Genomic DNA, 22,145 nt, shown 5'->3' on the forward strand with positions numbered 1-22,145 from the left:
TTGTACGATATATCGTACAAATGCTGAGTCTGGTTGTTTGCGGCACGCCCAATTGTACGATATTTCGCACAAAAGCTGAGTCTGGTTGCTTGCGGTATGCCCTTTTGTACGAAATATCGTACAAATGATGAATCTGGTTGCTTGCGGTATGCCCTTTTGTACGAAATATCGTACAAAAGCTAAACCTGTCCGCCCACGGCAAGCCCGATTGTACGATATTTCGTACAATTGCTGAGTCTGGTTGCTTGCGGTATGCCCTTTTGTACGAAATATCGTACAAAAGCTAAACCTGTCCGCCCACGGCAAGCCCAATTGTACGATTTCTCGTTCAATATCCGAGACTGCCCCCTCTCGAGCTTCCTTTTAAACCGGCTCTAAATTCGTATAACAAGTTGAATCGGACGAGGAGTCTTTTAAGGAAGAAGATGAAGTAAGTCCAATAGAATTATTAGATAACTATAAGAAGTATTTTGATTAACCTATATAACCATTATCATAAGACATGGCTGTTATGGGAGGTGCATACATGATCATATTAATCAGCGGGAATAGACAGGTAAGACCTACATGGCTCAACAATTTTGTTGATGCCGATATTGCTATTAACTAGGTGCGATCATTTCCCGTACGATCCTATAGAGAGAATGTCGATTCCTTCAAAAATAGTGAAGCAACATACGCCCAGGCTTAGGCCTGGGCGTTTCTTGTCTAAATGCGACTGTAACGTACAATCAAACTGAGCCTCAAGGCTCCCATATCACCGTTGGGTACGGGAGTTGGTCATAAGCACTGGCCCAGTAATAGGAGTCCGCCATGATGCGCCGTGGCAGGAAACCGATCTCGCCACGGGATACGGAGATGAGCTCGGATTGCGATTGGAACACGCCTTCCGCATTTGTTGTGACATTAACATATTTGCCTGCCATATGGGTGAATCGTCCGCTGATCTTGGCCGTAACAGGCTGCCTTGTTTCCATATCGACCATCTGCATGGTTACTCTGGCGGCACCATTAGAATAGGTGATGGTCATCTGATCAATGACCATGGGTTTCATGGTGGACGGCGCTGTGGTTGCTGAAGCAGACACGCTGGGAGCTCCTTCATTGCCGCTGATGTCGACCGCCGTGATTTTATAATAATAGGTGGTGCTTGGCAGCAGTCCGGTATCTTTGTAGGTAAGTCCTTTCGAGGTTCCGGCGTAAGTAGCGGGTCCAATCTCAAAGTCGGCTTCGGTCCCCCGATAGATCCGATATGCATTCACGGCTGTGTTATCCATCGCCATATTGTAAGTTATATTAATGCGTTGGAAATCAAACGTGGCAGCTGTTGCCCCGCTAACCGTACTTGGCGGTTCATGGTCAGCAGGAGGCTGCCATGCGTAGCCGCCAGGTCCCCATTCGCTTGGAAAATCAACGATCGAGGAGTAGTGATGGAGAGCGATGCCTCCAAACGCTGAATCGTTCAGAAAAGCGTCATACACCTTGTTTAACTCCTGCTCCATGTAAGTTCGCCCTTCTTCATGGAAGCTGATGGTTTCCGGATCCCCGCCATCCGCGATGTCTTTCGTCTCGACTCCGATAACAACCGACTTCGGCTTGCCGATCGTATTTGCATAGGCCAGCTCGTTTAGCGCTTGTGCGATAATACCGGCGCTCCCATCGGCCTGATCGCGATAATTCATAATCGAGATATAATCGGCCGTGTCCTGAATATGCTCAGACAGCCATTTCGTCTTTCCATTCCATGCAATATTGCTGGCGTCGGCCGAAGTGTCGTACCATCTAGGAATCGCTGCGCCAACTGACAAGGCGAGTCCCGATGCCTGCTTACGTTCCATCAGCAGCTGCAGCATATCCAGGTACTGAATCTGGACGGAAGGCTTTGCTGTTTTGAAATCCGGCAGGATATACGGTTCTGTATCCAAGTTCACGCCATCAAACCGAGCGGACTCGCCTGAGGCCAAATTGTAATTCAATATCTGCTCAAATTCCCTTACGGCATGAGTCTGATATCGACTATAGGCTCCGAAGTAAGGTGGGGTGGTACCGCCAGCGATTAACGCTTGAACTCGAAAACCCTCAGCGTGTGCCCACTCGATGAATGGTTGAACCTCACTTCGATGATCCTCCAGCATTTTGGTTCCGTTATATTGACCTACAGCCAAATAAAGCGTCGTAATCGGACGTTGATTAAAGGTTGTGGTATCCTTTGCCATGGACGAGAGGACAACGCGGGAGTTCGGATTCAGAACGAGAGGGTAGGAGGCATTTTCCCAGATCCAGATCGCACGATCTTGATCTGTCACCGGTTCTGAGTTATAGGTGCTGCTAGTTACCGTTTCAGGGTTCGTCGCGGAGGGATTGTATACTTCTTCAATTACGTTAACGGGAGTTGGGTGGATGAGATCTGTATAAACGGCATCTGTAACCGTCGCGGGATTTTTGCCTTGGTTAACCGGGGGATGCCCGCCTGTTCTTGCATAGACCGTTAGGCTATAGCCTATATTGCCATAGGAATCAGTTGCTCTGGCTTCCAGGCTGTGAACCTGTAGCGGGGATTGACGCGAATCGAATGTATATTTATAGCCGTATTTGGCAGGGGAGACCTGCAGCCATTCTCCACCATCGATACGGAGCTCGATAAGTGATATCGGATTTTTACCTGTAGCGGATATGTTAATATCCACTTTGTTACGCTGCAACGTATACTCTATAGGGCTGGTAATCTCCACTTCCGGAATATGGGCTGCAGGATTATCGACGTTCAGGTGAATCCAAGGAGACCAGATGCCATAACGCGTAACCGCGTCATTTGCTTTCAGCACCATTTCGACTGAACCGTCCAATTGACTTGTGTCGAGCTTGTAGGACCAGGACCCGCTGTTATCACCGTTGGGATCATCCATCTGAACATCCGTCACAAACTCTCCGTTTACGATGAGTTGAAGCTCATACACACCATTGTAGGTCCCGAATAACTCAGACACACCTGGCTGAAGCGTGTGCCCATCCTGATGGGAATCGATTGTAATTAACGCTGCTGCCTTGGCATGGGGGAGTGGAACCCAGATTGCAGAGATGAACACTGCCGCCAGAAACAAAAGCCCGCACCTACGTAAATGTGAAAGCGTCATCGTAGTCACATCCTTGTCAGTTTGATGTAAACCTAATGGATTCTACGGCAGTTACAATGGCTTGCTTATCCTAAGAGTATACATTTGCGTAAATATGAAGCGCTTACTTTTTAATATTACGAAAAAAACCAATTAGAACTGATGTTAGGAACGTGGCAGGTTATTAATTTGAATAGGGGAATGTCTTTGAGTAGTTCAACAAGAGCTGTGCTCATCTCGAAAACGTTCGGATTGGCAACTTTTTTTGATCCGCATCTCCGTCTTGAGACCGAGGGCAACTCTGTACCTGAGGCGGTGTGAACCTGTGCAGATCTCCTTTATGATGAGATTAACGGAATTTTACTGGAGAATCATGGAATGAAATATTCAATCAAATATATAGTGAGGTGTTTCAACTGCTGCGAAAATTATTTAAAACAGTCATGCAAAGCTCCTGGATGATATGGGAACGTATCTTCAGCTTCATTTCCAGGTTCCGCAGCTCGCATATCTCGCGCTTTGGCATTTGCACGGTCATGATTAAGAAGCATCGAGGCGAGTGCATCGTCTGCGAGGACTCGACGGTCATTCATAATGGAGACCTGGTAGGCGAGTTACATTTGGATAATGAAACGATTTTGAAACTCATCCGATCGGAAGGGCCGGATCGTGCGGCTCTGAAAATAGCAAGACTTGCAAGAAAGTCCATGCTGCAGATTAGCCGTGCATATGAAGGTCAGTCGGAGTTCAGCGAGGTCAGCGCATTGGTCGGGATTACACTACTTCACCGTGGATTAACGCACGGGCTTGGTTTTGAGCATCAAGCGATGAAACCGGACTTGTTCCAGAAGCTGACCACGTCCTACCTGCGAATGTTATTATCCGTGATGCACCCGGATGGCAAGAGCCGGATTGATCGAAGAACCGAATTACTTGTTCCGATGATGTTAATACATACACGCTCATCGCTGATGAAGCGATTTTCAATGGCGGATAAGCGGCCTTCACATGAAGAGGGGCATGCCCTCTTGGTATCGGCTGCGGTTGAAGCTTGAGTAAAAGAGGCATTGGACGTACATAGGGTAATCCAGTTATAAACAGCAAAATTGGAGTTCGACAAGAAATGAGGAGAGCAACAGATGGAAGAATGGTATAAACTTGACCACGCCGGGAAGCTGTTTCCCGCGGTTGCCGGAAGGGAGAATTCATCAACCTACCGGTTGTCGATGATGCTGACAAGTCACGTGAAGCCATCGGTTTTACAACAGGCGCTCGATAGCGTTATAAAGAGATTCCCTCTATTGAACGTTGAGCTTAGAAATGGCCTGTTCTGGAAATTTCTGCGGGAGAAGGAGGCACGTTTGATGGTGGAACCGGAATCCACCTATCCCTGTGCTCCCGCAGCCCTCTCGACGGAGAACGGAAGCTTGGTGAGAATTTTATATCATGGCAACAAGATCAGTGTAGAGATTTTCCATGCGTTAACAGACGGAGGCGGGGCTCTGGAGTTCCTCAAAACCTTGGTGTTCCAGTATTTATATCTGCTCGGTGAGTACGTGGAGGACAAGGAAGGTCTGATTCTGCCGCCCGCTTCATTTGCTCGTTATGCCGAAGCACAGGACAGCTTTAAAGCTCATTATACTTCGGTCACGGCCGATTCCAGAATGCCGGAGGCCCTGCAAATTCCCGGTACCCGATTCTCTCCTTATGGACATAACGTCATCCACGGCATGATTCACGCCTCGCGGCTGAATGGGGCGGCCAAGCAGAAGGGAGTGACCCTCACCGCTTACCTGACAGCGATTTTGATCATGGCGGTTTATGAGACCACGTTGCCTTTCAACAACGAGAACCGGCCGATCGTGATTAGCATGCCGGTGAACCTGCGAAAAATCTTCCCTTCGAGCAGCCTGCGCAACTTTTTTGCGGTCATTAACATAGGCGTACAGATAAAGGAAGGCATGACATTGGATGATGTACAAGGTATCGTGCATGCACAGATGAAAGAGAAAACGACGAAGTCTTATCTAAGCCAAGCGATGGCCGGCAGCATGAAATACGAGAAGAACCTGTTATCCCGATTCACGCCGCTGAAATTGAAGGATCTGGCGATTCGTTATGGATTCGACCATTACGGTGAAGAGGCCAAAACGCTTACACTCACCAATCTGGGCCGAGTCGACATCCCTGCGAGTATGGCTGCACATATCGAGTCGATGGAAACCACGATGTATCCTACAGCCAAGAGTCCAATGAACTGTGCGGTCAGTTCGATCAATGACCAGTTGACCATCACCTTTGCCAGGAATATCGTTGAGAGCGATGTGATCAGGCACTTTTTTCGTCAGCTTGCCAGCTTAAGCGGATTGGATATAAAGATCGTCAGCAACGATTGGGGGATGGGTGCATGAGATGTGAGAGCTGTGAGGTATCCGTAGACCCGGCGCACGCAACATGTCCCTTATGCCGGAGAAATTTACAGGGTAAGGGCGATGCACCATCTGTGGGAGATAATTCTTGGTACCCCGTCTATGAGGCTGTTGAGGAGCAGCGTGCGAGCAGTCTTTTATCCAAGTGGCTTACCTTCATTGCCGTGTCCGTCATCGGCTTATCCGTTCTTATCAATATTCTGGGAAATCACGAAGTATGGTGGAGTCTGTACCTCATGCCCTGCGTGCTCTATGCATGGCTGTTCATCAGACATACCTTGATGTCCAAGTCTCACCTCGGTGGCAAAATCGTCGTACAGCTGCTCGGACTATCCGGCATGCTGCTTTGGCTCAACGTAGCAGCGGGTACGAATTACTGGTCGACCGGCTACGTCATTCCGTTCCTGATGATGGCGGCAACCCTTCTGATTACCGTTATATGCTGCACTAGAAAAATGCGCTGGCGCGAGTTCGCAGGTTACTTGTTGACCCTGATCTTGCTTGGGTTTGTGCCCTTATTACTGTATGCCATCGGCATGTCGCACGTATTATGGACAGCCGTTGCGGCGGCCGTATATGCCTTATTAACGTTTAGCGGGATGTGCCTGATTGCAGATAAGGGATTTCGAAAGGATATGAAGCGCAGATTACATTTTTAACAGGGGGAGAACATGATGTGCTCCATTACGATTAGAAGAATGGCAGATTATGAACGAGACATTCGCGAGGAAGTGGCGGAAGTGTTTGTCGATGGGTATTATAACGAATTGTCCTATTTCACCCAGGACCGAAGCACCTTGAAGAAAGCCTTCCAGAGTCTCTTCAGTCCTGAGGTGTTTTATGTAGCGGAGGTCCAGGGAGTCATAATCGGGATTTACCCTGTTCCCATCATGGGCAGCGGGCCATGCCGGTCGAATTAGCTCCGCTTCAGGAGGCTTTTGGAGACAAGACAGGGGAACTTGCATATAATATCATGAATAACGAATTTAACCCGGCATTGCCCTATGATGACGAGACGGGTTATATCGAATGTGTGGCAACTACTACAAAAGCGCGCGGCAAAGGCGTTTCCACCGCTTTAATGAAGCATGTTATGGAGGAGCTGCCATACAAGCGTTATGTTCTGGAAGTGACCGATAGCAACCAGGTCGCGCTATCGTTATATCAGAAATTAGGGTTCCGGGAATTTGAACGCAAATACGAGGATGATACAGAGGAAAAAGGGTTCAGCGACCGTATTTATATGGAATGGAGAAAACCGGTTATCAGGTGATAATCATATAAACGGAGATTCTCAAACGAATAGGATGGTATGGAGTTTAACAACCTCCGCTTTAAATGTAATTGAAGCGGGAGGTTTTTTTGTTGTTTTTTGAGCCTCTGCCATGATAATTTAGTATGTATTGCCAGATTTACGGCAAACTTCATAAGGAATCTATGCGTGACGAGTAACCGATTCCTAGTCAGATTGCGGGGTGACGCCATGTTTGAACTGCTGATTACAATGACCGAACGGATTGGCATTATTGTGACGATTGCATTTATCGTAACCCGGTTGAGGTTCTTCCGGACAATGATAAGCCAGGACAAGCTGGGGTCTGTACAACAGATACAAGCCATATTAGTCTTCGGTATTTTAGGTATTATCGGGACGTATACCGGTATTACGGTGAACACCGAATCACTTGAAGTTAACAAATGGATGATGCAGGTGTCCGGAGACGAAGCGATTGCGAATTCAAGGGTTGTCGGTGTAGTCATGGCCGGATTATTCGGAGGCTACAGAATCGGGCTCGGTGCAGGACTGATTGCAGGGCTTCACCGTTTTACATTAGGGGGATTCACGAGTTTGGCCTGTGGGCTCGCAACCATACTTGCAGGGCTTCTGGCCAGCTTGTTTCATAAGAAGAATGAGCAGGTTTCTTTCTCAGCTGCGCTTCTAATGGGGGCATTGGCAGAATCCCTTCAAATGCTGATCATCCTGCTTCTGTCCAGACCATTTGAACAGGCGATGTCCTTGGTCGGCTATATTGGAGTTCCGATGATTGTAGCTAACGGGATCGGTTGTGCTCTGTTTCTGCTCATTATCCGATCCGTATTGAATGAAGAGGAGAAGGTAGCGGCTCAGCAGGCTCAAACTTCTCTTCGTATTGCCCGCAGAACCATTGAGTACATGCGTCAGGGGATGAATGTGCAATCCGCGGAAGCGGTATGCCGGATTCTTTACGAGGAAGTCAACGCTAGTGCGATCGCGATCACGAATGATCGGATGATTCTGGCCCATGTTGGGACGGGAGATGATCATCACGCGGCGGGCCGTCCGCTGCAGACGGAAGTGACGCGTCGGGTCATTGAACAAGGGGAGCAACTGATCGCGGATCGGGTGCATATTCAGTGCCAGAAGCCAGATTGTCCACTGGGCGCGGCTGTTATTGGACCTTTGAAACAAGGAGGTCAGACCGTGGGTACCCTCAAGTTCTATTTTCGAAGTCCGAAGGACATTACCCACGTTACAACAGAGTTGATGTCAGGTCTTACGATGCTGTTAAGCTACCAGCTGGAGGCCGCTCAATTGGAGGAAACCAAGGAACTTGCCAGGGAAGCTGAGATCAAGACGCTTCAAGCACAAATTCATCCGCACTTTTTGTTTAATGCATTAAACACCATCCTCTCCTTGACACGGATTGATGCAGAGAAGGCAAGAAAGCTGCTGCGGAGTCTCTCAGACTATATTCGTCAGAATTTGACCGCCGCAACCGCTGAGAAGGCTACGCTTCAGGATGAACTGCAGCATATACGTTCTTATATGAGCATTGAACAAACCAGATTCGAGGATAAGCTGCAAATTCAATATGAGGTAGAGGATTCTGCGTTGCAGGCGCTTGTGCCGCCGCTGACCTTACAGCCATTAATCGAGAACAGCATACGCCACGGTTTCAGGAACAAAACAGACCATTGTGTCATCCTTATCCGCATTCAGGGTGATCCGGCTAGTGGTGTATTCGTTATGATCAAGGATAACGGAACGGGGATTACGCCGGAACGACTTCAGTTATTGGGACGCCAAATGCTCGATTCTTCATCGGGTACGGGAATGGCTGTGTATAATGTGAACAGGAGATTGGCCTTGATGTATGGGCCCCATGCATCATTAAACATCCGAAGTGATGAAGCGGTCGGGACAGAAATTCAATTTCAGATTCCCACAGCCGCTAACGTAAAACTCTACTCATGAAGGCAGGGATTTATTACACATGATCGAACGCATTCGAACACTCATCGTGGATGATGAACGATATAGCCGCGAAGAACTGATTTATTTATTGAAGCAGCATCCTACATTGGAGATCGTTGGGGAAGCGGATTCCGGGGAACAGGCGGTGTTAAAGACCATGCAGTTGAAGCCGGAAGCCGTATTTCTGGATATTGAAATGCCCTTATTGAACGGGCTTGAAACGGCGAGAGCCTTGAACGAGTTGAAGCTCCCTCCGAGAATCGTGTTTGCCACGGCGTATGCTCAATTCGGTGTAGAGGCCTTCCGGTTTGAAGCATTGGACTATCTGTTAAAACCCATAGACGAAGATCGGCTGGCGGAGACGGTGAGACGCCTTGAGCAATCATTACGGAAGGAAGACCCTGCAGCACCTGGGTATTCGAAAGCTTCGGGCAAGCTGTCGCTGGATGTGGAGGGGGAAATCAAGTTTATAGACCCGAATGATATTATTTATATCTCACGGGAGGATGCATACTCCAAGATTGTCACAGCCGATAAGCAATATCATGTTAAAACGCCGCTCAAGGAGCTGGAATCGAAGCTTCGGCAGTATCCGTTCTTCCGGATTCATAAAAGCTATGTGGTACATCTTGATTATGTCAAAAGTCTGGTTCCTTGGTTTAACGGCGCATTCCAGCTTGAGCTTAAGGGTTGTAGCGACAAACTAGCTGTAAGCCGAAATTATGCCAAGGCATTTCGAGAAGCTTTGGAGCTCTAGTCATTTTGGAGATGATGAGGATGGATGGAATGCTCACGTGTCGATGAGGGATTGATGAGAGCTTGATGAGAGAGTTCCGTCGATATGCATAATAACCTTAAATTTGAACATCTTAATGCGTCTAGACGACATGTTAGTTCAAAATCGCCCTATGACCTCGATAATTTCTTATAATCAATGTAAGCGATTTCAAGGAAAGGTGGCGAAGGCATGTATACCTTCATCATATCGATCATTCTGCTGGTTATTGGATATTTCACTTATGGAAAATACATTGAAAAAATGTTCGGAGTTAAAGAAGAACGAACCACGCCTGCTTATGTCAATCAGGACGGCGTCGATTATCTGCCCATGAGCTCGAACAAAAACTCGCTGATTCAGCTCCTCAATATAGCCGGAGTGGGACCCATTTTCGGACCCATTATGGGAGCGCTCTATGGACCGGTTGCGTTTATCTGGATTGTGCTGGGGTGTATTTTTGCCGGGGCTGTGCATGATTACCTGACGGGTATGATCTCCATCCGCAACCGCGGTGCGCATCTGCCGGAGCTTGCTGGCAAATTTCTGGGTAAAGTGATGAAGCATGTTGTGAACGCTTTCGCGATTCTGCTGCTGGTCTTGGTAGGTACCGTCTTTGTGACCTCACCAGCCAGCCTGCTTCACAATCTGATGAACGGCAAAGTCAATTTATGGATCATCACCCTGTTTATTTTCGGCTACTACATTCTGGCTACGCTGCTGCCCATTGATAAAATCATTGGCCGCTTCTATCCGATATTCGGCGCACTGTTACTCATAGCATCTCTTGGTGTCGGCGGGATGCTGATTATACAGCAGGTACCGATACCGGAATTGACATTAGCCAATTTGCATCCGGATCATATGCCGATTTTCCCGCTATTGTTTCTGACGATTACGTGCGGCGCCTTATCCGGATTCCATGCTACCCAGACGCCGATTATTTCCCGGACTACACAGACCGAGAAGCAGGGACGTAAAATCTTCTATGGAATGATGATTGCCGAGGGGATCATAGCCATGGTATGGGCCGCAGCTGCGATGAGTTTGTTCCAGGGGCCCAATGGCTTGAACGAGCTTCTTGCTACCGGCGGAACGGGTCTTGTCGTAAGCGAGGTCGCGAAGGTGACGTTAGGTGCCGTTGTAGGCACGCTGGCTGTACTGGGAGTGATCGTGCTGCCGATTACCTCAGGGGATACCGCATTCCGGAGTGCGCGTATGATCATTGCGGATTATATCAAGCTGCCACAATTCAGCATGAAGCGGCGCCTTATCATTGCCATTCCTTTGTTTGTCATTTCCATTGCCTTAACGCAGATTGACTTTAATATTCTCTGGAGATATTTCTCCTGGGCGAACCAGGCCACCGCGGTTATTGCTCTGTTTGTCGGTGCGATGTACCTGTTCATTGCCCGTAAAAATTACTGGGTGGCGCTGATTCCCGGTGCGTTTATGCTCTACACAACTACGGTCTACATTCTGAACGCCGAGATCGGGTTCAGGCAGTCCATGAATGTTTCTTATATCGTGGGTGCTGTCATCAGTGTCATATTAGTCATTGTATTCTTTAAAGCGGCCCAAAAAGCACGCGCAGCCGAAATGCCGCTTGAGGTCGATATCTCGGATTATCATAAGGTGGCATAACGAAATCATGGAGCGTGCATGTATAAATCTAAACCGTCTATGGAGATTGTCCATGGACGGTTTCTTTTTTTCTCAATAAGATAGCCATGTAGCGGGCATATCCATCGCATATTTGTGTAAATAATCGACAGGCTGTCACTCATAAGATGAAGGTGAAGGGTTCATTTCTAAGAATTGTGGGGAGGTGGCATGACTTGCTGTCGATGTTGCTCTTTATATTTGCCGTCGGTGCCGCAGTGGCCAGCGTGGACACCACCTGTGGGCTGAATGTGTTAGGCAGTCTGGAGGGCACGAAGGTCAGTAAATCCAAATATGCGCTGGTGTATATCGTGTCCTGTACCCTGGGCGGCGCTATGACGGGACTGGCGATCGGGTTCATTAATTTTTTACTGAAATTAACCCCTGTTGGTGTATATCAAAACTATATTATTGTCGTGCTGTTTGCCATACTCCTGGGCTTAGAGTTCATTCAGAAAACAGGGATTCTTCCATCCGGTAATTTTATCGTTCCCTCCGAATGGATCAAGCACGCAGGGTACCGCTCCGCGGCATTATGGGGCCAGATTCTTGGCTTGGGTTTCATCACATTACAGGTGGGCGTCCTCTTTCACGCCTATATCCTGGTCTCCTTGTTCGCCGCTCCATGGTGGCTGAGCCTGCTGGCAGGGGCAACGTTTGGGGTTGTTCGCGGTACCTTGTTCAGTTTCCCGCTGATTCGATCCATCGTGTACCGCATGCTTGAAAAAAGGGTACGCAACCTCACGCTGCTTACGGCCGTGCGGCAAACGGTATCCAAGCTGCTGATCATCGGTTCTATCATCTGGATCATCAGCTACTGAAGAGAAAGGAGTTTACGGACCCATGTATGATTTGCTCGCGATATCCGTTACTCTGCCGATGCTGTTATCAGTGGTGAGCTTTGGCTGGAGCCGTGTATTCGGTGATCCGGATCGTTTCCCCGGAAGTGCCCGTCTGCATGTTCTGCTCATCCTCCTGCAAGTCCTGTCAGTGACCTTGGTATATTGTTTTCCATCGCAGCTCAGCTTCCTGGGCATCTCTTTACTCTATTTCATTCAGGGCGTGGGTGTTGCTTATTTCATCCGAAAAAAAGGATGGGTGGAATGCGGCTGTCTCGGGCCTCAGATCGGCTCCAAGCTTGGCTTTCCATTGATTGGGTTCAATCTGGCGATGGGTCTCATGGGGTTGGCTTACAGCCATCCTGTCTGGTTTGCGCACAGTCACTCTTTCGCTGTTACCGGCCTGCTTATGGAGGGGATGATGCTGCTGTTATCGCTCTTTATCATCATAGGGGTTCCGGATGCGCTGCATGCAATCCGAATATACCGCGAGATTGCCGCACCTTATGTTTCCAAAATTAAAAGGTTGTAAGGAGGCCGCGATGAACACGTTCTTCTGGATCTCATATACCATGCTGTGGATTCTGGTCGTACCGTTGGTCATTCTGAATCTGGTCCTGTTTCGGCAGTTGGGGATTATGGTGATGGGTACCGCGAGAGGCGTGAATCAGTCCGGCATTCCGGTCGGCAATAAAATACCCGGGGCCTCAACGACGACCCTGCAGGGAGCCGAGTGGTCCACGAGCGAGCTGATTGGCACGCCTTCCATCATGCTGTTTGGATCGCCGACGTGTAAGGAATGCGCCGATATTTTGCCGGATTTTAGGCGGATCGCCAGGATGAATAACGTGAAACCCATTCTTTTGCTATTCTCGTCCGTGGATTTAGCATCGGATTATGTCCGAAAAATAGCTTATGACGATGAGGTGCTGATCGTAAGTTCGGAGTTTGCGAATCATCTAGATGTGCAGGTCACCCCCTATGCTTATGCGGTGGATATGAACGGCGTTATCAGGCATAAGGGTTTGGTCAACAGCCGGGAACAGCTTGAAGCGTACGCGAAAGCATCAAGGGCTTCTTAAGATGAGGTGAGAGTATGTGGCGGAAGCCGGAGAACAAGGACGAAGAGACGCAGGTGTTGATCAGCCGGGTTATCCGGAAGATGAATCGGAAGTCGCTACTGAATAAATTTGCGCAAAAAACGGCTGAGACGCTTGCCAAAGTATTGGTCCGGCCCGATGATGACGATATCGTCAAAATCTCGTTTGCTGCGGGGCCCTGCCGGCCCCCGCATGGACAATATTGCTCGGGCTGCGGTGCAGATGCTTCCTGTCCGTCCGATTATATCATTTGCACACCCAAGACGGTGATTAACGATTGTAAAGGTCTATGTCCTTATCCTTCCGGGTGGTGGTATACGAGTGATCCAGTAGGACATCGAGCCAAGTGTCAGGATTGCATCTCGCAATATGTGCACCCTTATATCGGCCGAGATTGGTGTTATCAGGGAGCCCAAGTCTATGGACGGTATGTGATCTGTGCATGCAGGTCAACGGAGCTGTATTGATAGAAGAATGAGGTATGTGATTTATGCAATTCATGATGAAATCAACATTGTAATCGAATGTGACAAAATTCATTTCGATGGTTTCGCACATCATACATACTTGGGTTCCAAAGACTGTGCATGTCAGGAGGGAGCATGTTGTCCAGATTAAGACGCGGAGATATGATCCTGTTTGCCTTGATCCTGATCCTGGGCACCTTGACAGGTCTGCAATGGTGGAAGCATAGCCATGTGGATTACCAGCAAGGACAACTGCAGGCCTTGATTACGGTGAATGGCAAAGAATACGAAACTGTCCCACTGACCGGGGACGAACGTATCATTGATATTAAGACCAAGTTTGGACACAACACATTGAAAGTGTATGACTACGGGATCCAGATGATATACTCGGATGCCCCGAAGAGAATTGCACTGGATATGGGATTTATCTCGGAACCCTATCAGCAGATCATCTGCGTACCGACCAGAGTCGTGGTCGAGGTGTTAGTTCCCGAACATGAACAGCGTGAGACGGAACTGGATGCTGTGGTAGGCTAAGTTCGAGGTACAAGAGGGTATGACTATCATAAATTTTACTAAGAACCGGGGGTTTTTGCCGGTTCTTTTCGTTATTTAGGACATTGGCGTGAATGTAAGGTTAGCGTAACTTTTTAGCTGAAAGGATAGTTATAATTAGAGAGGAAGTGAGGTCGTGCTACCATAATTTCCCGAAAAATAGGAACGAAGGAGGCTGAACATGCTTTCCATTATGAAAGGGCCGTACCTGCAAAACCCGACCGAACACACCATGACCGTGATGTGGGAAACGTCACTCCCTGCAACTTCCAGGGTGGACGTCCTGCATGCCGAGAGAATACATAGCGGACATCAAGGGAACTACAAGCAGCCTGTTGACCTATTCGGTACTTTCGCTGATGAGTCTCCAACACGGATACACCAAATAACTGTGGAGGGTCTCGAGCCCGGAACCACTTATTATTACAGGATCTACTCCCAGCATGAATCAGATAAGATTGATTCGGGATTTTATATGTTCAAGACAGCAGCAGGACAAGGTGAGCCATTCTCTTTTACGGTGACCAGTGAAACCGGAGGTTATAGCGGGTTTGATTCGTCGGGAGGACGAATAAATCAGAGGATTTTCAGCCGGATGAAGCAGTATCGACCCGATATCGCCTTATTTGTAGGAGATGTCGTCCATGACGGGAAGACCGCTGAGGATTGGGACAAGTATTTCTTTGGACCAGGACGAGATTTTTTTGTAGATACGCCTATCTACAGTTGCCTGGGAAATCATGAGGACAACGCGTCATGGTATTACGACCTGTTTGCTTTTCCCGAACCGAAGAATTTCTACGCATTTCATTACGGCGATGTTCATTTCATCTGCTTAGACAGCACGGATTTGATCAGAAAAGAAGATTATCCTCGCAGCTCCGGCGTGATGAGTCCAGGAAATGCGCAGTATGATTTCTTGGAACGCGAGCTATCAACAAGCAATCGCAGGTGGAAAATTGTATATTTTCACTACCCGCCATATGTTTCGGGCGGCTATCAAGTCGAGGATTTGCGACAGCTTTGCCCGGTATTTGAACGATACGGGGTGGATCTGGTTATCAACTCGCATACGATTGTATATGAACGAAGTCATCCGTTAACTCAAGGAAACGTGGATTATGACAACGGTATTGTTTACATCGTTGCTGGCGGCGCTGGTGCCATGCCGGGCTGGTTGCTACCTAAGAGGGAATGGCATACCTCGCAGTCCTTGGCGGTGCCTCATTTTCTGCAAGTTGTCGTAACATCAGATCGCTTGGAAGTGCGCGTCATCGATGATGAAGGGCGGCTGTTTGATACGCTGCGGATACGAAAAAGCACTAAAGGTAAGAGAGAATACATATAGAAGAGATATGGTTGAATGCAGGTCTCCAGTCCAAGCAGTAAGGTGGGGTGAAGATGGAAATGCTCGCATTGATATTAATTGTAGGCTTTTTATTCGTTGTGGTATATTTGAGGGCGATCTGGAACGTATTGCTAGACATTCGAAATGAGTTAAAAAACGTAATGTGATCTGTTCAACGAGAAGCATGTGAACGCAAGCAATCCGTCTGAGTTTCCCACCATGTTCGGATTGAAGGATATGCCCTGGAATGCGTTGTGGTCACGACCTGTAGAGCAGCAGGTTCATGAAGAACTGGAGTTTTATCGCGAGGAATTCCGAATGATTGTGGATGATGTATCGGCCATGCCGGACACGAGCCCCATCATTGTGAAGGGCGCAGCCCTTTTGCCGGTAAAAGTAGCACAGCTGGTATCCAGCCCTCATCAGGCGATCTGGGTCGTGCCGGTACCGGATTTCCAGAAGGAGCATTATGCGAAGCGGGAATGGATCCATGATATTCTGAATCAATGTGATGATCCTGATACCGCGTTTCAGAATTGGATGGGACGAGATATCGGCTTTGCGGCATTTGTGGCCAAGGACGCCATGGATCGGGGATTCAAGGTTATCTTCGTGGACGGAAGCAGAAGCATTCTGGAGAACTACGAAGAGGTTAAACGGCATTTTAATCTATGAAAATAGCAGGGAATATAATGAAGAAAATCAAAATTGCATTATTGGTTTTGTTAGTTCTTGTGCTTCTGTCTCCTTTTGTGTATGTGCAGGCGAACAAAATGATCTACGCTAAGAAGGTGAATGCCTACCTGCTTGAAGAAGAACGTTACAGCAAGGATGAGATACAGTCGGTACAAGGCGTCTGGGGGATTAAGCTGCCTCCCTTTTATGTCGTCGTGGTGTTCAAGGACGAGCCTGATGTCGAGTATATTTATTTTGCCCATGATACGATTATGCAGTTCGAATACCGATTGACTCCTGAGGGGAAAGCCCGTGGAATTACCCGATCAAAGCTAAAGCATTATAACCCAAGGGACTGATATGGTATTATCTAATTTCAGTTTAAGTTGTTCAGGGGGGGAGCATAGCATGTCCATTACGCTACAAACTTCACGTCTACAGTTGAAGACCATGGATCGGGATCGGGCAGCGGATGTGGTGGATTTTATAGTCAAGAATGATGACCATTGGCAGGTATGGGAGCCAGCTAGAGAAGCTGAGTTCTATACCATTGATAAGCAGGCGGAGATTCTGGCTGCGGAGAGTCGAAGCATAGCCGACGGATCTCTGTTTAAAGTGTGGCTGCATCAAGATGATGAAATCATCGGTTCGATTGCGATCAGCAATATCGTTCGAGGCGTCTTTCAATCGGCACATGTGGGGTACAAGCTGGCACAGGCACATACGGGAAAAGGGTATATGACCGAAGCGCTAAGTGCCGTGGTCGCCTATTGTTTTGATACGCTGGAGCTGCACCGATTGGAAGCTAACATCATGCCAAGAAACAAAGCTTCGTTGAATGTAGTGAGACGACTAGGCTTCTACGAAGAAGGACTGGCCATCAAATATCTGAAGATTAACGGCGTCTGGGAAGACCACCTACATAAGGTTATCCGCAATGAACGCATGGAGTAAACGCATGGAAACGAAGTATATACTTCAATGGGTTCCAAGACAAACCGATCATCAAGACTCAGACCTGAGATGGGAGTATTTGGGGGCTGGGTCTTTCTCACAATTACGATAAGTTCAGGAGGTTATCGCTATGCCATGGCCTATGGTCCATTTTGCGGTTGCCCAGCAGCTGGGCGTACCGGAGCCGTCTCCGCATTTGCTGATCGGGAGCATCGCTCCGGATGCCATTCATGTTAGAGGCAAGATCACGAGAGAACAGAAAGGGATTACGCATCTGGTACGTGATGGAAGGCTGCCTGATGCAAACCTCATTAAGGAGAATTATTTGCATTATCTAAATCTGAAGCCGGAGAAGGCTTGGAAAGAATATATATACGGTTATTTTGCCCATATCTACACGGATTTACGGTGGGTTCAGACGTTGTACGCTGATTTTAAGGAAGAAAACATAGAGGACGAAGAAAACATAAGATATATATATAACCAAGAGGTCAGTCAGCTTGAATTCGAATTGAAACGATCAGAGCATTGGACAGACTCCATTTTGAATAAACTTAAGGATTCGGAAGGGCATTCCATACCACTTTTTGTTGAGAAGTCAGAGGTGGAGCAGTACCGGACGCTCAAATTAGAGTGGCTGTTGGATGAAGGTAATGAGCCGAAGGTTGAGCTGATTTATTTTACCTTAGATAAAGTGGAAACGTTCATACAGGCCACAGCTGCCGAGTTGAACACATTATTCGTCCCATCGAGAATTCATGAACATGGAGGTTAAATTGAAAAGAAAATATGCTGACTGGATTGCATTTTCAGCTATTGCTTGCGGATATATAGGAGGTTGTTGGCTCTGAAGAATACCGATGAACAAAAGGATGAAGTTAAAGCGCATGTTATGAAACACACCAAAAATCTGTGAGTCTATTGTAACTGAATGTACAAGGGGGACTTTTCATGCTTCAAGTAGTAGTTAGGCGACCCAATCGCGGCGATATAGATGCCATGGAGCATTTTTTCAGGTTCGTGATTACCGATACTTTTGCCAAAGAAGGTTTATCAGATTTACTTGAAGACATGGAGCAGGAGATCGACAGCAAAAATAGGTACTTGAACGCGGATTTTGATACGCACGGAGAGCAGAGATACTTTCTCATCGGACTACTAGACAACAACTTTGTGAGCTGCATCGAGTTTGGACCATCCAATGCATTGATCCGGGAAGCTACTAATGGTGAATTGCGTGATGTGGTTGAAATTGGAACGGTATTTGTTCATCCTGATTGCCAACAGCAAGGGATCGGAAGTTTAATGTTAAATGTCATGTATCTTACGCTTCTCAATAAAGGAATGACCGAATTTTGTTTGGATAGCGGATACTCCCATGCACAGAAGATATGGAAGAAGAAGTTGGGTGAACCCGATTATGTCCTTCAGGACCATTGGGGGAGCGGGGCAGACCATATGATATGGAAAAGAAGGCTCGCGGATGTTCCTGTTCTATTCAGATTGTAGGAGTGGTACACGTGCATAAGAGAATCGAAGAGCTTACCTTAAACGCTTGGCCAGCGTTCCAAACCTTGACACACCATGGATGGCTGTTACGATTTGCAGACGGTTATACCAAGAGATCCAACTCCATTCATGCTCTATATACGGAGCCTTCCATAGATTTTTATGGCCAGATTGAACAATGTGAGCGTTTATATGTGAAGGCCGGGCTTGACGTCGTATTTAAAATGACACCATTCAATCCGCAGGAACTCGATCCTATTTTAGAATCCAGGGGATATACCATACAGGCTCCTACCAGCCTCAGAGTGTTGGATCACCTGGATGATATTGAGCCTCCATTCCATGAGGAGGTTAAGATCGAAGAAAAGCTGACCGATGAATGGTTGGAAGTGCTCGGGGATATAACCGGAATTTCCGAGAGAAACAAGGCTGTGAAAAGAAAGCTGTTTAACTATTCCGGGATACAGTATGGATTTTTCATCCTATATGATCAAGCTGAACCTGTAGCATGCGGGATCGGAGCTTTGGAGCAGGGCTTTGTAGGAATATATGATCTGGCTACGGCTCCGGCATGTCGAAATCGCGGGTTTGGCAAACAGTTACTGTTACATATACTGCAGTGGGCCAAGAAGAATGGAGCCACGAGCAGCTATTTACAGGTGGTACAGAGTAATCTTGCTGCAAGCCGATTGTATGATCGTCTTCAGTACAAAGAGATTTATTCCTATTGGTACAGACACAAGCGTATCGAAGAGTAAGCACATGCAACCCAAATCATGGATATTGATGAATCCGCTGCTTACGTGAACAAGGGGTTACTCAATCTGATGAACAGTTGTATAATCATGGAAGATGCCTGGCACGGATGACCCGACTTTAGATGATGTTATCCGATGCGGAAAGTTGGTGAATCCATGTTTGATTTATCGTCGAAATATTATGATGTAATTTACAGCCTTAAGGATTATGAGCAGGAGGCGCACCAGGTCCGGGAATATATTGAAGGACAGGGCAAGAATTACCGGACCATGCTCGATGTTGCCTGTGGAACTGCGGAACATGCTTTGTTCTTAAAGCAGTACTATGCAATCGATGGTATTGATCTAAATCCCGAATTCGTCTCGATAGCGAAGTCAAAAAATCCTGAGGGAAATTATTCGGTTGCCGACATGACCCGTTTTCACTTGGATCGGAAATATGATGTGATCCTGTGTCTGTTCAGCTCCATCGGTTATGTGAAAACGCTGGATCTATTGGTGCAGACCCTTACGCAGTTTAAGGAGCATCTGAACGAGGAGGGTGTCATTCTGGTTGAGCCGTGGTTTACACCGGATGACTGGACCGCCGGAAGAGTGGACGCGATCATGACTGAGCGTCGCGGGATCCATATCAGCAGGATGTCCCATTCGGACCGCGAAGGCAATATTTCGATCATGAAATTCGAGTATTTGTTTGGAAGCGAGCATGGAATTGAACATTATACGGAGGAGCATCGTATGGGGCTCTTTACCGTGGATGAGATGATTAAGGCATTCCAGGAAGTGGGCCTTCACGTGGAGCATGATCCGCAAGGCTTGATTGGAAGAGGCATGTATATTGCACGAAATATGAAGTAAGGAGGAGCTAGTAATATGTACACCCATAGGCCGCTGGCAGACGAGGATTTAACAACGATATGCAGCTTTCCTCAAACGCCGGAGGAGCTGTTTTACGTGAGTCCCAGATCGGAGTTTCCTTGGACGCCGGAGCAAATCTTGAGTTTGCTAGAAAATCGATATGATCCTACGGTTATTGTTGAAGAATCTACAGGGCAGGTTGTCGCTTATGCAAATTTTTATGAGGATATTGATCAATCTCTGTGGCTCGGCAATGTTATCGTTGCTCCGTCGCATAGGGGAATGGGAGCCGCGCAGAAGCTGTTACAGACCATGATGGATATAGCCAAAGAGAAATATGGAATGACAACCTTTTCTCTTAGCTGCCATAATACCAACTCCAGAGGGCTGGTTTTTTATCATAAGCTTGGATTTGAGCCCTTCGATGTCCGTATTACGACGTTAGATGATGATCAGAAGATGATTACCATTCAGATGAGACTGAATTTGGTCTAAAGCAGGACGCGTTGTTTAGTCTGGTTCTTGGAGTGAAAGGGGAGTAATGTATGTCCAGCATTCAGGCGGTGCTGTTTGATTTCGATGGTACTCTAGCGGATACGCTGCCGCTCTCGTTTAAAGCGTTCCGGGCGGTTTTCATGAAATATGAAGGTAAAACGTTGACGGATGCGGAAATCGTGCAGACGTTTGGGCCAACGGAGGAAGAGATTATAACTGATAATCTCTCGAATCCAGCCCATGTTGACGAAGCCGTAGCCTATTATTACGAAGTTTTCGAGAAGGATTTTCAGAAGCATGTACAGGTGTCGGAAGCGATTCAGGATCTTATTAGGAAGCTGTGGGATTTACATATACCCATGGTCATTATTACGGGCAAGAGCAGAAGGTGCCTGGATATATGTCTAAGAAATCTGGAGCTGGACGGTTTTTTTGCTGCTACCATCACGGGTGATGAGGTTGAACGTTCCAAGCCGGACCCGGAAGGGATATTCAAAGCCGTTCAATTGCTGGGTCTAAGTACATCGGACGTGGTTTTTGTCGGCGACAGCGATGCCGATATAGCGGCAGGCAAATCAGCGCAGGTGTTCACCATTGGAGCGCATTGGTTTGATACCGTTCAGAACGTAGAATTTAGTGTTGAGCCTGATGATATTTATACTCGGCCCGATCAGTTAATAGCCCTCGTCATGGGCCAGGGAAAATGAGCGAGCAAATGAACGCAGGAGGACTATATTGAACAAGACAAGTATCCATTCCCCAGGAATGCCCTTCACAATTGAATGTGAGGACATCCTGCTCAGGGAATATATGGTGGAAGACCTTGATGCGATCTTTAAGATCACGCACGAACCTGAGATCAGACAGTTCCTGCCCGGTTGGGATGTACCCAGGGAACAGCGGCTCGAATGGTTAATCAACTATGAAATTGTGGAGAATCGGCAGTTCTTGCAGACCGTTCATGACGGCGGGGACGTGGGGAAGCTGCGTCTGCGGCTAGCCATGGTCTTAAAAGAAACAGGCGAATGTATCGGCTGGTGCAATACAGGTCCTAAGGAAGAGCTGCCTCAGCCCAATCGAGAGATTATGTACGGAATCTCGAATCAGCATTACAATAAGGGATATACAACGCAAGCTGTACGGGCATTAATCCAGTTCTTGTTCCGGAATACAAGCGAGCGCGAGCTAAGCGCTTTAGCCGTCGTTCATAATCATGCCTCCAATAAAGTGATCCAAAAATGCGGGTTTAAGTATGTGGGGGATATCGAGCTTGAGCAGGAGCGGTATCATCTCTATAAACTCCGCAGAGAGGGTTAAGGAGGTATGATGAAACAGCTAGCCTTGGGTGTAGGATTCTTCATTTTGACTGA

General features: G+C 47.5%; 25 protein-coding genes. 24 read left to right on the top strand and 1 reads right to left on the bottom strand.

Features of this window, described 5'->3' with window-relative positions; genetic code table 11:
• Window positions 1-743: 743 nt before the first annotated feature.
• Window positions 744-3,134 (bottom strand): glycoside hydrolase family 18 protein, encoded by a 2,391-nt coding sequence (locus tag J7E85_RS24715; RefSeq protein ID WP_215162517.1) that lies wholly within the window; start codon window positions 3,132-3,134, stop codon window positions 744-746.
• Between the two features lie 422 nt (window positions 3,135-3,556).
• On the opposite strand from J7E85_RS24715, the gene J7E85_RS24720 reads away from it, so the two are divergent.
• The 24 genes from J7E85_RS24720 to J7E85_RS24830 all read left to right on the top strand — a co-directional run bounded on the left by J7E85_RS24720 (window position 3,557) and on the right by J7E85_RS24830 (window position 22,092).
• On the top strand, window positions 3,557-4,168 hold the full coding sequence (locus J7E85_RS24720; RefSeq protein WP_215162601.1) for a YkoP family protein: 612 nt from the start codon (window positions 3,557-3,559) through the stop codon (window positions 4,166-4,168).
• An 84-nt stretch (window positions 4,169-4,252) separates the two neighbouring features.
• Window positions 4,253-5,524 (top strand): alcohol acetyltransferase, encoded by a 1,272-nt coding sequence (locus tag J7E85_RS24725; RefSeq protein ID WP_215162519.1) that lies wholly within the window; start codon window positions 4,253-4,255, stop codon window positions 5,522-5,524.
• A gap of 92 nt (window positions 5,525-5,616) precedes the next feature.
• Window positions 5,617-6,201: a DUF6320 domain-containing protein gene (locus tag J7E85_RS24730; protein WP_353049553.1), complete on the top strand. Its 585-nt coding sequence runs from the start codon at window positions 5,617-5,619 to the stop codon at window positions 6,199-6,201.
• Between the two features lie 12 nt (window positions 6,202-6,213).
• Entirely contained in the window at window positions 6,214-6,462 is a 249-nt protein-coding gene (locus J7E85_RS34265; RefSeq protein WP_251036022.1) for a hypothetical protein, read from the top strand.
• Entirely contained in the window at window positions 6,447-6,815 is a 369-nt protein-coding gene (locus J7E85_RS34270) for a GNAT family N-acetyltransferase (RefSeq protein WP_251036023.1), read from the top strand. The genes J7E85_RS34265 and J7E85_RS34270 overlap by 16 nt, the downstream gene beginning before the upstream one ends.
• A gap of 210 nt (window positions 6,816-7,025) precedes the next feature.
• On the top strand, window positions 7,026-8,777 hold the full coding sequence (locus tag J7E85_RS24740) for a LytS/YhcK type 5TM receptor domain-containing protein (protein WP_215162603.1): 1,752 nt from the start codon (window positions 7,026-7,028) through the stop codon (window positions 8,775-8,777).
• Between the two features lie 19 nt (window positions 8,778-8,796).
• Window positions 8,797-9,534: a LytR/AlgR family response regulator transcription factor gene (locus J7E85_RS24745; protein ID WP_215162523.1), complete on the top strand. Its 738-nt coding sequence runs from the start codon at window positions 8,797-8,799 to the stop codon at window positions 9,532-9,534.
• Between the two features lie 210 nt (window positions 9,535-9,744).
• Window positions 9,745-11,196, top strand: a complete 1,452-nt coding sequence (locus tag J7E85_RS24750) for a carbon starvation CstA family protein (protein ID WP_215162525.1) — start codon at window positions 9,745-9,747, stop codon at window positions 11,194-11,196.
• A 203-nt stretch (window positions 11,197-11,399) separates the two neighbouring features.
• Complete coding sequence (locus J7E85_RS24755; RefSeq protein WP_251036028.1) at window positions 11,400-12,035, top strand: hypothetical protein; 636 nt, start codon at window positions 11,400-11,402, stop codon at window positions 12,033-12,035.
• 22 nt (window positions 12,036-12,057) lie between these two features.
• The gene (locus J7E85_RS24760; protein WP_215162529.1) at window positions 12,058-12,585 is read left to right on the top strand and encodes a hypothetical protein; all 528 of its coding nucleotides are present in this window, start codon (window positions 12,058-12,060) and stop codon (window positions 12,583-12,585) included.
• Window positions 12,586-12,595: 10 nt separating this feature from the next.
• Window positions 12,596-13,135 (top strand): thioredoxin domain-containing protein, encoded by a 540-nt coding sequence (locus J7E85_RS24765; protein ID WP_215162536.1) that lies wholly within the window; start codon window positions 12,596-12,598, stop codon window positions 13,133-13,135.
• 14 nt (window positions 13,136-13,149) lie between these two features.
• Window positions 13,150-13,620, top strand: coding sequence for a hypothetical protein (locus J7E85_RS24770; protein ID WP_215162538.1), 471 nt, complete (start codon window positions 13,150-13,152; stop codon window positions 13,618-13,620).
• 135 nt (window positions 13,621-13,755) lie between these two features.
• Window positions 13,756-14,160, top strand: a complete 405-nt coding sequence (locus J7E85_RS24775; RefSeq protein ID WP_251036024.1) for a NusG domain II-containing protein — start codon at window positions 13,756-13,758, stop codon at window positions 14,158-14,160.
• Window positions 14,161-14,359: 199 nt separating this feature from the next.
• The gene (locus tag J7E85_RS24780; RefSeq protein ID WP_215162542.1) at window positions 14,360-15,526 is read left to right on the top strand and encodes a purple acid phosphatase family protein; all 1,167 of its coding nucleotides are present in this window, start codon (window positions 14,360-14,362) and stop codon (window positions 15,524-15,526) included.
• A 219-nt stretch (window positions 15,527-15,745) separates the two neighbouring features.
• Window positions 15,746-16,201, top strand: coding sequence for a hypothetical protein (locus J7E85_RS24785; RefSeq protein ID WP_251036025.1), 456 nt, complete (start codon window positions 15,746-15,748; stop codon window positions 16,199-16,201).
• A 17-nt stretch (window positions 16,202-16,218) separates the two neighbouring features.
• Window positions 16,219-16,560, top strand: a complete 342-nt coding sequence (locus J7E85_RS24790; protein ID WP_215162544.1) for a DUF3139 domain-containing protein — start codon at window positions 16,219-16,221, stop codon at window positions 16,558-16,560.
• Between the two features lie 49 nt (window positions 16,561-16,609).
• Window positions 16,610-17,155: a GNAT family N-acetyltransferase gene (locus J7E85_RS24795; protein ID WP_215162545.1), complete on the top strand. Its 546-nt coding sequence runs from the start codon at window positions 16,610-16,612 to the stop codon at window positions 17,153-17,155.
• Between the two features lie 130 nt (window positions 17,156-17,285).
• On the top strand, window positions 17,286-17,930 hold the full coding sequence (locus tag J7E85_RS24800) for a hypothetical protein (protein ID WP_215162547.1): 645 nt from the start codon (window positions 17,286-17,288) through the stop codon (window positions 17,928-17,930).
• Between the two features lie 176 nt (window positions 17,931-18,106).
• Entirely contained in the window at window positions 18,107-18,664 is a 558-nt protein-coding gene (locus J7E85_RS24805; RefSeq protein ID WP_215162549.1) for a GNAT family N-acetyltransferase, read from the top strand.
• Window positions 18,665-18,675: 11 nt separating this feature from the next.
• Window positions 18,676-19,422 carry a GNAT family N-acetyltransferase gene (locus tag J7E85_RS24810; RefSeq protein ID WP_215162551.1) on the top strand — a complete coding sequence of 249 codons (747 nt, stop codon included), beginning with the start codon at window positions 18,676-18,678 and terminating at the stop codon, window positions 19,420-19,422.
• 135 nt (window positions 19,423-19,557) lie between these two features.
• A complete protein-coding gene (locus J7E85_RS24815; RefSeq protein WP_215162553.1) occupies window positions 19,558-20,280 on the top strand; it encodes a class I SAM-dependent DNA methyltransferase in 723 nt (240 codons plus the stop codon).
• A 15-nt stretch (window positions 20,281-20,295) separates the two neighbouring features.
• Window positions 20,296-20,775 (top strand): GNAT family N-acetyltransferase, encoded by a 480-nt coding sequence (locus tag J7E85_RS24820; protein WP_215162555.1) that lies wholly within the window; start codon window positions 20,296-20,298, stop codon window positions 20,773-20,775.
• A 50-nt stretch (window positions 20,776-20,825) separates the two neighbouring features.
• The gene (locus tag J7E85_RS24825; RefSeq protein ID WP_215162557.1) at window positions 20,826-21,482 is read left to right on the top strand and encodes an HAD family hydrolase; all 657 of its coding nucleotides are present in this window, start codon (window positions 20,826-20,828) and stop codon (window positions 21,480-21,482) included.
• A gap of 28 nt (window positions 21,483-21,510) precedes the next feature.
• Window positions 21,511-22,092 (top strand): GNAT family N-acetyltransferase, encoded by a 582-nt coding sequence (locus J7E85_RS24830; protein WP_353049554.1) that lies wholly within the window; start codon window positions 21,511-21,513, stop codon window positions 22,090-22,092.
• Window positions 22,093-22,145 lie beyond the last annotated feature (53 nt).

It is taken from the genome of Paenibacillus sp. ISL-20 (assembly GCF_018613005.1).
Lineage (GTDB): Bacteria > Bacillota > Bacilli > Paenibacillales > Paenibacillaceae > Paenibacillus_AQ.